Genomic DNA, 13,031 nt, shown 5'->3' with positions numbered 1-13,031 from the left:
GGCCGGGATGCAGGGGTGACTACATGTGCAGAGTCTCGCCCGGTGGCGACGTCTGGTCGAGGCGGGGACGTCGAGGGAATCCGCGCCGTACTCGTCTCGGTTGAGGTGGGTGGGATTGAGCTGTCGGAGGTCTCTCCGACGGGCGGCGTCCTTACTTAGGCCAATTAACTGGCAGCATTGGCGGCGATGTGCCGGCCTTGATGGTGGTATCCGGTCTACTCGTTGGCCAGGCGTCGTAACAGCCGTTCGTATCGCTCGAGTGTCCTCGCGACGAGCTGTTGCACGCGGGCCTCGCCCGGGTCCTGTTGTTGTTCTCGGTCGTCGCCGGAGGGCTGCTCGGTGCTCACCGTTGGGCCCCGAATCGGATAGTGGCTGCGGCGAGCACGCCCTCGCGGTCATGCAGATGATTCACGGGCTCGTCCTGATCCTCGAAATAGGCCGACGGGGTGCACAACCACATGATCACCTCGTCCGCCGCCACCTGGTACCCCCGAATCGCGTCCAGCAGGGCGGTGACCACCGGCAGCACCCAACCGGTGCCGGCATCGAACTGGAAGGCGGGGACGGCGGTAGGTGCCACCGTGGTCATGGCCGAGGAGGCGACCCGCGCGGATGAGTTCGGCCTCCGTCTGCGTGGCGTTGACATATGTGTACTCGGACTCGACGCGACGCCACCAATTCCGCTCAGCCTCAACCACCCGCACGTACTTGGAACTCATTACCGCGCAGCCCGCAGTTTCCGTGTCAGGCACGTGCCACCTCTAACGCCGCCAGCACCGCGTCGGTTCGGCCGCGCCGGACCAGGTCGATGGGTCGAGCGCCGTCCAGGACGTCGTTGGAACCGTGCATCCACTTATCCGCCCTGTCATTCGGCCATATCTCGCGGGCGCGTGCCAGCACCATTTGCACTCGCTCCTGCTTGGCGGCCTCGGTATCCAAGGAACTAGTGTGACCGGTAGCCCTGGCAGCCGCTACGGTCCTCTGCCCCCGAGACGAGGTGGGCGTAAGTCTCCAAACCGTATCAGTGAGGCGCGCGCCACGGTGATGCGGTGGTAATTGGGAGCAGCTGCCGCATTCCCGGGTATTGGGAGCACCGTCCTGTACATCCCATGCTCGTCGCCTCAGGTGCCGACGCGCGCCTCGACGCGCTCCTCTAATCTCAACTGAAAGGACCAATCCGAGGGTGTCAGGATGGTCGCGGACACCCCGAAAGGGAGCTGGGTGGTAACAGGCGGCGAACGACTGCACGGTACGAGTCTGGGACCTCACCACCGGCCAGGGAAGCAAAGTGCTATACGACCACACCGGCCCGGTTGTTCCGGTGGCGCTGCACTAACGCATGACACAAGCATGAGGACCCTCAGCGATTCAGCTTCGTTCGCGGCTGAGGATGTGCTGGAGCCCGTTGGACAGCTCGAGCAGCATGCGTTCCTCCTGAGAGCTGTACGGCACCTCCCGTTGGAGCGCCTCGACTCGAATGACCCCGAGCGGATCCATGCCCTGGCGTCCGCACCGTTTCTCCTGAACACCGGAATCCGATCGCGCGCCTCCCCCCTCGAAAGCCGTAGAACCAGCGACGACCTCAGGGCTCGAAGAATCGTCGGAGCACAGATCCCCCGCAATAATGCGCCGGGCCAGAACGGCATTGACGTCGGCGAGCAACTGGGCATCGCCGAACCGGAACTCGTGCTGCCTGACCAGGTGCACGAGGATGAGCATCTTGATCTGCAACTGGTGGCATTCCCGGGCATCGAGGGTTTGGTCGATCGCTGTGGCCAGTGACTCCCACTGCCCGGACCGCCTTTCGGCACGCCTCCTCAACATGTGAGTGCGCCAGAAGAAGTAGGCGGCCACCAACAGCGCGAGCGAGGTCCCCGCCCACGCCAGGGCATTGAGGTACTCCAGCCACCAAGGCAGCTCAACGACGGGAGGATCCATCCGGGCCTTCATCGAGTCATCCCCTCCCGCAGCGTTCACAGGCCGGAGACGTCGGAAGCTGGCGGTCTCCCTGCCCGTGGAGATCGTCGAGCACGGCCGTCAGCCATGCCCGCTCATCCTTCGGCAGGCCCTCGGCCGTGGCGAGGTGACTCAACGAACGCCAGCCCAGTTCCTGCCTGGCCACCGATGGGGCCGTGACCGCCTCAAGTGCGGACGACACACGCTTATTCCAGAGAGACAACCGGTAGAAGCGGTAGACGAAGAAGGCCGCGACGGCCGAGGACAGCGCGGTGAGGAAGGACAGGATGCGCGGGTGTTCGGCCAAGCGATCAACCCCTTCCCAGAACCCGTCCAGGGCCACGACCACCCAGGGCACGCCGGCCACATACAGCAAGATCAGGAGAACGATCAGCAAAAGTGGCACGAGCAACCCCTTGCTGGCCAGAAGGGGGTGTGGCTGGGCAGGTGTGGCCATCGTTGGGTACTCCGTTCATGCAGGTATCCACCGCAGCGGTCTCTCTGCAAGTTGCAGACAGCCGATGCCGATGGTTGTGGTCACTGTCTCATGTGTGACCACCCGGCCGAGACTCGATTGCGCTTCTAAGCACTCTCACCATCGCGTCTCCATGGGCGTGAATTTGGTTGTGGTTCCACTCCGGTTCCCTGAGCGCCAGCTCAGCCATGAGCTGGAACTTCAGACTCTGTCCCGTGGAAGCGAACTCCTCTGCCTTGGCTTTGGGCATGAGGTTGTTGCGGCGCGAGTTTTCCGAACGGGACATGATGCATAGATTCCCGAAATGGTTGCTGAGCGCGGTCGGGAGTGGCAGATGCCCTTGTTCCGCGGCCGGCATCGCCGGGTAGAAGTGCTCCACGGACGTTCGGTAGCGGAAGCGGAACTGAGGAGCCGCCTTTCGCAATGCAGAAGCAGGCTTTGCGTGGAGCAGTCTTTCCGCCTCGCCTGGGCCGGTGATCGACACCAGCCGCCACAGCTCGTAGTCGAGCACGTTGAACAGGAAGTTCGGGACCTGCGTGCCCTGGTGTAGGTTTTTTGTGAGGCCCAGGGCTCGCAGACGATCACGCGCTGAGGACTCCAGGTGCCGTGCGAACGCCTCGCCATCAATGCCTGAGGGCTTGTCGTGCTGATGTAACCACGCAAGAATCTGAAAGAGGAAGTGCTTGGATGCTCGCCGGGTGTCCGTGACCTGGAACATCGCCTGCAGCATGAGCACCCGGCGCTGGATCGAGCTCTGACCGATCTCGTCATCCGACTGGTCATCGTCCACGCTAAAAGTGGACCGGGTGCTGAGCTGCTGTTTCGTCTTCGCTGACGAGTACTTGAACGCCCGGTGGAGGACCCAATTCTCCTCGTGGTCCCCGGCAGCGGTTGTTTGGGTGCGGATGACGTACGTATCCATCAGGTAGCGGGTCTTCAGCAACAGCAGAGCGAACTCTCGCACCCACGATTCGTCGATGGGTTTCGCGCGCTCGAATTCTGCCAGGAGGTATTTGTCCTCGAGGCGTACCCGACCGGTAGCCCCGTCCTCGTCGTCCGCCCAGGAGAACGTCTCTCCCTGGTGGAACTTCAATACATGGAGCAGCAGGTTCGGAAAATCGATGATGGCACCGTAGGCGCTCGGCTCGTTCTCCGCGTCGTCATCGGTGCTCCGGTCCGCTGCGTTAGCACGTTTCGTGAGCACGTCGGAGAGGGCGACCCGTTCAGGCTCGCCCCAGTGGGCGGGATTGCCTTCCACGGCCCCGTCCGACCGGACCTGCTGGCGACTTTCCCGGAGCGTGGCGAAGAGCTGGCTCCCGCTCTGGGGGAGGAACCGGTCCCACTCGTCTCCGAAAATCCGATTCCTCTCCAAGGATCCGGACAAGGCTTTCGTGGAGAACTGAGTTTGTATGTGCCGGTCAAGCACGGCGCAGGCGTCCCACACCTGGGAGAAGATCGCTCGTTCCGTGGCGTCGTGAAGCTCTGAGATCAAGCGGGACTTCAGGATTTCGTGCTTTTCGAGCTGCTCACCTCGGGTGTTCATCACCTCGAAGTAGTGGTTCAAATCCGTGCCCTGAGGGAGTTCGGTGGGCAAGATCTTCACGTGATCGAGCAGGTACTCGAGATCCTCCGCGGAGAATCCTGCCTCGGGCGTGGAAGCGGTCTGTTCGCTGGAGCGGGCGTTCCCCCGGCTGGCGGCCGTCGCCACGAGTTCGGCGGCGTGCCGGATGCCGTCAGTCGACAGCCGGTCGATGGCCCCAGCGCCGTCGCGGGCCAATCGCTGCAGGTCGTCCCGGGCCCCAGTGCGGCCTTCGAAGGTGAGTCTGCCCAGGAGCGTGCCCGACCGGTCTGTCCGGTCTTTCCAAACGATTCCCGGCGCCACGGCGAGGATGATGAATAACGTAGTCAGCCGCTGCTGCCCGTCGACGACCTCGTGGACTACGCCATCGTCGGATCGCATGGTGTTCACCACCAACGAGCCGATGTAGTAGTCGCGTCTCTCGCCGGCAGTGTCACGTGCCAGGCTGTTGCGTCGAGCGTCGCGAATATCGGCCAGAAGCGTGTGAATCTCGGCTGCCGTCCAAGCGTAGGCGCGCTGGTACAGAGGAACCCGGTAGGGATGACCCGCGAAGATGTCTCGTACCCGAAGCGGGCGGAGCTGATCTGCGTTCTCGGTAACTATCACGACTCCGACTCCTCGCCAGCCGACTGACCGCTCACGGACGGGTACAGGCCGTTCAGAGTGGCGGGCACTTCGGCAGACTCTGTGAGCCGCGGTGAAGGCCGCGACAGGATGACGTCGGGGTTCTGCGCCAGCGCCATTTCAGCGAATAGGTTTTCGTCCGCTCCCGGCACCCGATCATGGCCGAAGCGGGCATGCAGGTTCACCGAGCTGACCTGCACACGTCGCAGATGCACGCGAAGGAGGTAGGCGTGCTGGGCGAGGACGAAAGCCGCCGGTCGTACCTCATGCCAACCGAACCGGTCGAGGTAGGCAATCAGGAGACAGTCGAACAGTTCGCGTACGTAACGGTAGCCGGTGCCTGTCGGCTGGATGTCGAGGATCCCTAGTATCTGGTCGAGTCGTGAGTCGCGTAGCGCCCTGGACTCCGGGGATGGCTCCTCCTGTGACCACTGAACGCCGGCTCGTCGTGCCTCGCGGACGTAGTGGTGCACCATCCGGAAAAAGATCTCACCGTCAATGATGGGGTGGGTGATCTGGAAGGGGAACTCCAGCTCTTCCACAACACCATGGCGCAAAAGGGTCCTGTTCTCTTGTTGGAAACGGTCGGTGGTTGCCTTGGCCAGCAACACTAGGTGAGCCCACCGGAATCGGCCGTTGCCTGCGCTTCCCTCTCTGACGCCTTTGAACAGGTCGACATGATCGGAAGTGAAACCCTTGCGGGGCATCGAGCGATTGGCTGACCACTGCTTGATGGGGAATAGGACCCCGGCAATGACGTGATTGATCTCCTCGGGTGGGACGGCTTCCCAGCCACGAACGGTGGCCAGCATGGAGTCGCGGGAGGGATCGGTCCGGCTGAGTTCTCGTAAGTGGTACGCCTTGAGGAGGTCGGTGGGAAAAAGCGCACGACCACGGGTGTTTTGAGAGTCGAACATTTGGAAGGCCGAGTCCAGATCGCGTACCACGAGGACCACGACCGAACACGCCCTGAGGAAGAACTCGGTGAACAGCCTCAACTCATCCGCGCTCCACCGGGAGATGAGCTGCTGTAGGTATGAATAGTTTTCACGGAGATTCTGTTCGCTACGTCCGTCCCTGCGCACGGGGATGATGATGTGCTCGATACCGTGGCGCAGCTCCTTTACGAGATTCGCGTCGATTTCCTCCGAGCGGGTGTTCAGCGCGTGGATGATTAGCGCGAAGCTCAGGTAGCGCTGTTGGCCGTCCACGATGTCCAGAGGTGGATCCGCAACGAGGCTCGATGCATCGTCTGGGCTTTCCGGGGCCGAGGGATTGAGAATGAATGTCCCGATCCGGTAGTGACCGGCTGTGCGGAAACGACAGATGTCGCTGACGAGCTGGGCCACGTTCTTAACGGTCCAGGTATATGGGCGCTGGTATGGGGGGATATTGAGCCTCATCTTGCTGAGAACGTCTTTCACGGACCTGACTTCGGCCGCGAGTTGCCGAGTGGCTGTCAGCGCGTCGATCGATGAGACTCCACTTGTACCCATTTGGCCATGCTTTCACAGCAGCGGGCGGAAACAGTGCATCGATAGGCGGCAGCAGCGGCCTCACGCGGTGAGGGCCACGGCAAAGTTCATCATGGACTTGTGCTCGATAGGGATGATGGCGCTAAAGGGTCACCAGGGGATGTGATCATAGATGATCTTTGCCCCGCAGCGGTGTCCGGCTCGAACTGCGCTTCGTGGAGCGCGACGGGGAGATTATCTGGTCCGACGAGGAGTGACCGCTGCCGGTCGGCGCGTCCCGGTATGGGACGGATCCCGGGGCGCGTGGTCGTCGCGCGACATCTACACCGTAGACCTCTGGGCCCGGAGTAGCCTCCTGAGCACACCGTGGTTTATGAGCTCTGCGGAGGGACAGTCATGGCAGAGACGAGTACCGGTCAGCAGGTCACGAGCAAGGAGAAGTTCCGCTTCACGGGGTGGAAGCTCAGCGTCATAGCCGCGCTGATCATCATCGCCGGCATCGTGCTTGTGGAGCGCATTTGGGAAGCCGCGTCGCGGATGGGTCTGCTCAGCGCAGAAGCCAGCGGCGACGACTTCAGCCGCGCTCAGACCAATCTGCTGCTCGTCGCACTGCTTCTCGTGGGAACCTCGTTGCTGGTCGCCGGCACCGTCTTGCTGTTCGCGGAGACCAAGAGAGTGAAGACAACGACGGCCACCGCACCGGCAGCGCCGACCGACAACATCAACAGCACAGGGGTTGTCAGCGCAGGTGCTGCAGCGGTCAAGCTCGGTTCGATGATCGCCGAAGGCATGAGCAGCCTCAAGGGCGGATCGGTGACCATCTTCGGTGGGGTCGCCCTCTTCATAGTTGCCGCCTGGATCGCCACGGCCGGGATGCCGGACGGCGCCGACGAGGCCACTCAGGACGACGCTCCAGCAGCCAGCGCCGAGTTGCGTTAGGACACTGCGCCCGGCGCTGCTCCCTGCCGACTGGCCGTGTCATGAGCCCAGGACCACACCTGCTGCCCAGGCGCCTGCTGTGCGCTAGCGCCTGGTAGGCCGTGTCTTCGAAGCTATCCGGTAGCGCGAGGATAGGATGGCGCTCCCCGCCCCGACCGCTCAGGAGCCCACATGCGCCGCTCTCGAACTCTGCTCGCCGTCGTCCCCGCCGCTGCACTGGCTTTGACCGGGTGCGGTATCGGCAGCAACTTCGCCGACGACCTTGAAGGGCAGTGGAGCTGCCAGGGCGCAGGCGGTGGCGGCCTGCGGACCAACTTGTTCGACTCCGAGCTGGACACGCACAACTCCTCCTTCGACATCGGTTTCGAGCGGATTGGCAAGAGCTTCCGGTACACGCTGGTCGACGAGGCCGGCTACATGGGGGAGGCGACCTACACCGGGTACATCGGCTACACGGACGAGGGCGAGTTTTACATCAACGACAACACCATGGGCAATGACTACGTCCTGAACCTCCCGGACAGCCTCTCCGACATCGAAGGAGACTCCCAGGCGATCCAGTGGAAGAGCAACGGATTCCAAGTGGTGCTGGAGCACCCCGGCGAGAACGAGGTCGTGCTCCGCTCCGACGCCCCTGAAGGCGCGATGCGCTGCCTCAAGGAGAGTGCCTGAGTCGGCCGATGACGAAGTCCCGGAGTCCGCCTGAGTCGACGGCGGCTCCGGGGCTTCTACGTGCCCGGGGGAAGGACAGGACACCTTGGCCTGGGCGTAGACGAGATCGCTGCGCATGATCACGTCCCAGTTGCCGCGATCGCTGATCGGGTAGGCGACCCTGATGCGCCCGTCGGCGTCCAGCCACTTCAGCTGGCCGTCCTCATTGGCGTCGATCCGGTAGCCCGACTGCCGGGCCACCCACACCGCCTCTTTGATCGCCTTGGTGCGATTGATCCGCGACATGAACAGTTGACGACGGAGGCGGCCGCCACAGCGATCGCCAGCAGGAAGAACTTCCCGCCGGCACCGGCCGGCACCTCGGGGGCCGTGTTGAGGAACGTCGCGCCCAGCGGGCCGGCACCCAGGAACACCAGCGGATGGTTCCAGATCCGCGAGGCGGGGTGCGCGGGGCCCGGGCGACGTCGGCGAAGGTCCGATGGTGGCCGGAGCCGGGCAGTTGGAAGACACTCTGGGCCGAGCGGGAAGCTCCAGAAGCCCCAACTTACTGGGTGTCTGGGAGCCGGCAGACGCACCGGACCCCAGCGTTGGCCATCACCGTCTGCTACGTCCGGAAACTGCCCCGGAAGGAGCGGGGTTACCATACTGAAACGCTAATTTGCTCACCAGCGACTGTCATTGATTTGCTGGAACGGTGCAGCGTATTCCGTGATAGCTGTGGTAGCTCGGTCCGCGTTTCCCCCGAACAAGCCGGCCGAAAGGGGCCCCCACGTGGCGCCGCGCGACCGCACTTCGTCGGCCAACTCCTCCACCGGATTGATCCGACGATCGCGTGACCGCCAGGTAGAACGTCCAAACCATTGAGAACGACTGGGCCAAGCTCGCTCTGCTGATGTCCGCCGCTGGATGGCCTGATCCTGGGACAAGACTCCGAGGAAGATTTCAGCAGTGTCGAACTCCTGGTCGTAGAGTTCGTCATCGGGGAACTGCTCATTAAATGCAGGACGCAGCAGGTGGTGAAGCCAGTCGGCGACCGGAGTATGGAGATTCGCTTTCCTCCTGTTGACAAGGTGACCAAGGCAGGTCGCCATGTCCTCATTGTCAGTCACGCTCCGAGCGAGCAACTGCGGGAGTCGATCGGATGAATGGTTCTCAAAAGGTGCGTAATAGGTGATTGCGTCGATCAGGGGGAGCTGCTCCCGGTGCAGGTTCATAATGGTGGTATCCAACACCAAGGCTCTTACGTTGTCCCATCTCTTCTGACCCACAGCGGCCAACGTAGCTGTGAACATCGCGCAGAGCGCAGGGATGTGACGAAGTCCGAGCAACATCCCATTGCCACCGTTTCTGATGTCGGCGGCCTCGCTGGCAAGACCGCGAACCGCGGAGATCCACGGGGCAAATGTTTCCGGGTTGCTCCACCGCGCCGCTACTTGAATGGACCAGCACAACGGTTTCACCAATTCCCAGTAGGAGTTGGCGAGAGCCGCGGCGTGGAGAATGCGTTCCTCCTGAGAGCCTACCAACGTCTGGATGGGGAACTGGTTCTCATCTCGCATGGCCATCCGAATACGGCTGAGCTCTTCGGAGATGAGGTCATCCAGCTCGATCCGCCGCGTAGGATCCGTGACCATGTCTTTTGTAAGTTGGCGCATCAGGACGGGGCGACGGGATACATCTGCTTCCGAGACGGCACTGCGAAGCGTGGCTGCATCCGGAGCGGGGCCGCCCATGATTTTGTTGATCGTCAATGCGAGTTTTAGGCCCTCCTCGTTGACCACATCACCAAACAGGTTGGCGTACTGGAGGTCACTGAGGGTGCGGCTGGCTCCGAGGTCCCAGTCGGGCAAGGAGATGTCGTCCAGACGTACTGGAATCAGCCAGGACTTGCCGGGAGGTCTCGACCTGTACTCCTCGATGGCGAGAACCAGTTCCTCGTTCATGTACGACTTCTCCCTGTCCAGCGACTGTTTGGAGAAGCATGCGAGGAATACGAGCGAGTTGGACCGGATGGCATCACGGATGCTTTGCTTCCACGATACTCCTGGCTCTAACTCGTTCTTGTCCCTCCAATAAGGAATGTCAGCCGCATTCAAAAGCTTGCAGAGTTGATCAATCTTTTTTGCGTCTTCTTTCACGTAGGAAATGAAGACATGCTTTCCGCTGTCTAGAGTCATGTTGGGATCCTATCGGCCCACACGGACAGCTGGGGGAGGCGCGCAGGTTCAAATTTGCCTCGGTGAGAGGAGCTCGCCGCTTGAATGTCGAAAAGCCTTGAACTGGGTTTGCTTGGACTCTCCGATCCTCAAGGTCTCATGAAGGTGGATACCGTGGACGTTGCCGTGGGGTGTAAGCGCTCCAAATTGGGGATGTGAGGCATTCATGGCCGAGTGCAGATAGATCTGGCCGCCCTGACCCCGGCCCCGCTGGGTCGCCTCGCCCGTAGAACTGCTGCGGTCGTGGGCGTCAGCCGCTGTCGGCGGGGTTTGTCCACTTTCTTTACATCCAGGTGGTTAATGTGCCCGGGTCAGGCCGCAAGAATCCGCCGGGGTGGTCGCCCCACGTTGTACCCGGCCGAGGTGACATCGCACAGCCGAGAGTCCCCATCCAAGCCAGCCATCGGCCCATGGTGTGCAGGTGCGGCTCGTGCCCCAAGGCCAGTAGGCGTTGGGGGATGCGTCTCACCGACGACTTCCGCTCCCGCCGCAGGGACTCAATGAACCCCGCGACCGCCGTAGGGGTGCGGGCGCGTCGTTTGTGGGGCGCAGGAGCAGTCGACCAGCCGACTTCGCCATAGGGGAGGTAGTTGACCCCAGACCGCTACCGCGTGCTTCAAGGCCGGGAACTCGGTTGCCATGTGGGATTCCGGAGCCCCTTCATCGAGGTGGCGGAGGACCATGCGAAGCCGGCCAGTTGGGGTCAAAAATGCATGACGGTGGGTTATGGATGGGCTCTCTCGGACGAACGGTGCAAGAACTTCCATTCTGTGGCAAGGAGCCCGTGCCTCATCTCGCTGGCGCGCACGCCCATGAATCTGGTACCCCACAACAACCAATCCATTCCGATGCTGCGGGATCAAGGAAATTTAGGGGCATCACGGAGCTGTTGGACCAACCGGCAGCTATGCCGCGAGTTGGCAACCTGGGATTTCGAGGCGCAAGCCAGGGACAACCTAGCGGTATGGTTGACAAACAATGTGAATAATAGCGCAGGAAGGCCAGGCGTGATGAGTGATTTATTTGGAGACTATGATGTATTTTTTCCCAAAGGATTTCGTTCGCGAAAATGTGTTTTCGCAAATTCAGTCGACGTATGCCTGATTCCAGGCACTGAGGACCGCTTCAAAGAAGCAGTATACTTTGCAAGTCAAATGGAGTCGGGCTACCATGATCCACAAAAATTCCGCTATTCTCTGGGCGCTTTCCTTGCTGCATATGGGTCGATCTCAGAACTCCTAACTAAGGAACTTGAGCGCAAGAAGCGGTGGGGCGATTGGAAAAAGCACTTGGAGGCTATTCCGGATGTATTGAAGATCAATGAGTATGGGCCCGCTCTAACGCGTGCTCGCAACATAAACATTCATCAGAAGTCTGTCTTTGACGGAAGCACTTGCCACATTGGCCTATATCGTGGCAGGCAGCATAAGCTTGGCATTACGTCAAACATTGATTGGGATATCCCAAGCGCTGATCTAATCGATACGCTATGGGACTCGGAGTTTGGTGAAATGATGCTGGACAAGGAGCATGCCGCCATCGGTGAACAGTACGGGGTTCGACGAACCTATCATCTTAGTAAGATCTCGGACCAACTTCCTGCCTCCGACAAAGGTCTAGACGTTTTACAGATTGTCCGCCGAGCACTCCTGAGAACGCACGACATTCTTGGACTTACCCACACTATTGACGGAGAGGTGGTGGGCTTGCTAAGTGGTGAACAGATCGTAAATGATTTCACTTATATGCAAGTGACTATCCTGTTGGAAAGCGACGTTTATCCACACTTGCCTCAAGTTTGGAACTGGCCGGATTTGGGGGAAGAGTTAAAGCCAGTGGCCAATTTCTAGTGGCCCGCCTTTGGATTCGTTGGGCAGTCCGTTCATTTGGAGATTTCGGCGCTGGTTTTGGTCCAGGCGAAGGCATGGCAGCGGTCGTTCCATCCGGTAACGAAGGTACGAATCTTGGCATTGAAGCGGGCGACTGACGTGACATCCGTTTGATGTAAGGTGTGCTGTTCGTCAATCTCGAACTACACCTCGACCAAGTTCAACAATAACGGGCAGGTCGGGGATAAGTGCGCCTGAGTTCGCAAGTTCTCGGCCATCCATGCCTGTATTTCGGTGGTCTTGTGGACGGCGTGGTTGTCCATCACCAGGTACATTCAGCCCATTACTGCAGTTGGTCTAGGAGTCGTCGTGCGCCGACTTTGCCAGCATCTCGCATGGTATGAGCCATGGGAACCGCAGCGCCCCATGAAATGGTGATCCGAGACGTTTCTGTCCCGTCAGGGTTGACCGTGCGGCAGTGTGATGCTTCCTCCAAGGCTTGCAGGTAGGGACTCATTTGAACAAGTGTGCCGAATTCATCAAACGCGTTGACCATGCGCACGAGCCCATCTTCAAGAAGCGGATAGTTAAGCGCCGTATTCCCAGTGGGCCACGTGTCGACGCCGGGATCCCAGGACGCGTGTCCCGCCCACTTGTTTCGAATGTGGCGGACATACAGTAAAGATTTTACCTTGTCGGGGTTCGTGAAATCCATGATGTGCTTGATGAGCTCGACGGTCGTTTCGGTATCGGTGTCGCTGGAGTCGGCCGGTAAGTTTTCAAGATTGCGCTGAAGTGCTCGGAGCGTGTGTATTAGAGACCGGGTCCGGCCGGTTGCCTCATCAATGGTCGTCGCAATCGCGATGACGGCATCCCTGATTACAGCGTTTCGCATCGAATTCAAGGCTAAGGAGAGGGGGCCTTTTACGCTTCGACTCATTTGGCCGAGCTCGGTATCCAGTTCCTTGGCGAAGTAGTAGCGATAGACCGCATCCAGGATTAGGGCATGCGCCTCCTCGGTCCTTTTCTCGGGCGGCAGGGCATGGGCCGCCTGGTCTAGAGGCGTGTTCTGCATCGGCTTACTATCTTCCGAGATAACCGGCAGTGCTGACGAGTCAAACTCGGAGGCGAACGGAGGGAAAGTCATGCCTCAAGCCTAAGTCCCGGTCTCAAGACTTCAACTTGGATTAGCTGCGGAGATGATAGCTGAGGCGGCCCTGTTGGCCGCTCCCGTCGCGAGCAGGAGCACCAGGGCTCGGAGTCCAC

Annotated in this window: 10 protein-coding genes; 3 read left to right on the top strand and 7 right to left on the bottom strand. The window is 60.7% G+C overall.

Annotated features, from left to right (window positions below; genetic code table 11):
* Nucleotides 1-343: 343 nt before the first annotated feature.
* The 5 genes from AVL61_RS13075 to AVL61_RS13055 form a co-directional block, all read right to left on the bottom strand.
* Nucleotides 344-589, bottom strand: coding sequence for a hypothetical protein (locus AVL61_RS13075; RefSeq protein WP_058874752.1), 246 nt, complete (start codon nucleotides 587-589; stop codon nucleotides 344-346).
* 779 nt (nucleotides 590-1,368) lie between these two features.
* On the bottom strand, nucleotides 1,369-1,938 hold the full coding sequence (locus AVL61_RS13070) for a hypothetical protein (protein WP_058874751.1): 570 nt from the start codon (nucleotides 1,936-1,938) through the stop codon (nucleotides 1,369-1,371).
* A 16-nt stretch (nucleotides 1,939-1,954) separates the two neighbouring features.
* Entirely contained in the window at nucleotides 1,955-2,413 is a 459-nt protein-coding gene (locus AVL61_RS13065; protein ID WP_058874750.1) for a hypothetical protein, read from the bottom strand.
* Nucleotides 2,414-2,501: 88 nt separating this feature from the next.
* Nucleotides 2,502-4,616 (bottom strand): GmrSD restriction endonuclease domain-containing protein, encoded by a 2,115-nt coding sequence (locus AVL61_RS13060; RefSeq protein WP_058874749.1) that lies wholly within the window; start codon nucleotides 4,614-4,616, stop codon nucleotides 2,502-2,504.
* The gene (locus tag AVL61_RS13055; RefSeq protein ID WP_082697148.1) at nucleotides 4,613-6,130 is read right to left on the bottom strand and encodes a DUF262 domain-containing protein; all 1,518 of its coding nucleotides are present in this window, start codon (nucleotides 6,128-6,130) and stop codon (nucleotides 4,613-4,615) included. Before AVL61_RS13055 ends, AVL61_RS13060 begins: the two co-directional genes overlap by 4 nt.
* Before the next feature lie 375 nt (nucleotides 6,131-6,505).
* Between AVL61_RS13055 and AVL61_RS13045 the strand changes: the two genes are divergently transcribed.
* The gene (locus tag AVL61_RS13045; RefSeq protein WP_058874746.1) at nucleotides 6,506-7,048 is read left to right on the top strand and encodes a hypothetical protein; all 543 of its coding nucleotides are present in this window, start codon (nucleotides 6,506-6,508) and stop codon (nucleotides 7,046-7,048) included.
* Between the two features lie 171 nt (nucleotides 7,049-7,219).
* Nucleotides 7,220-7,720, top strand: coding sequence for a hypothetical protein (locus AVL61_RS13040; RefSeq protein ID WP_058874745.1), 501 nt, complete (start codon nucleotides 7,220-7,222; stop codon nucleotides 7,718-7,720).
* Between the two features lie 662 nt (nucleotides 7,721-8,382).
* Here AVL61_RS13040 and AVL61_RS13035 read toward each other — a convergent pair.
* Nucleotides 8,383-9,897, bottom strand: a complete 1,515-nt coding sequence (locus AVL61_RS13035) for a toll/interleukin-1 receptor domain-containing protein (RefSeq protein WP_082697147.1) — start codon at nucleotides 9,895-9,897, stop codon at nucleotides 8,383-8,385.
* 629 nt (nucleotides 9,898-10,526) lie between these two features.
* On the opposite strand from AVL61_RS13035, the gene AVL61_RS17965 reads away from it, so the two are divergent.
* Nucleotides 10,527-11,786: a hypothetical protein gene (locus AVL61_RS17965; RefSeq protein WP_197412709.1), complete on the top strand. Its 1,260-nt coding sequence runs from the start codon at nucleotides 10,527-10,529 to the stop codon at nucleotides 11,784-11,786.
* A 322-nt stretch (nucleotides 11,787-12,108) separates the two neighbouring features.
* Here the strand turns inward: AVL61_RS17965 and AVL61_RS17960 are convergent, their stop codons facing one another.
* The gene (locus tag AVL61_RS17960; protein ID WP_157571423.1) at nucleotides 12,109-12,912 is read right to left on the bottom strand and encodes a hypothetical protein; all 804 of its coding nucleotides are present in this window, start codon (nucleotides 12,910-12,912) and stop codon (nucleotides 12,109-12,111) included.
* Nucleotides 12,913-13,031 lie beyond the last annotated feature (119 nt).

It is taken from the genome of Kocuria rosea subsp. polaris, from assembly GCF_001483755.1.
GTDB classification, from domain to species: domain Bacteria; phylum Actinomycetota; class Actinomycetes; order Actinomycetales; family Micrococcaceae; genus Kocuria; species Kocuria cellulosilytica.
Note: the sequence above shows the minus strand (reverse complement) of the source record. Positions and strands in the feature narration are given on the sequence as shown.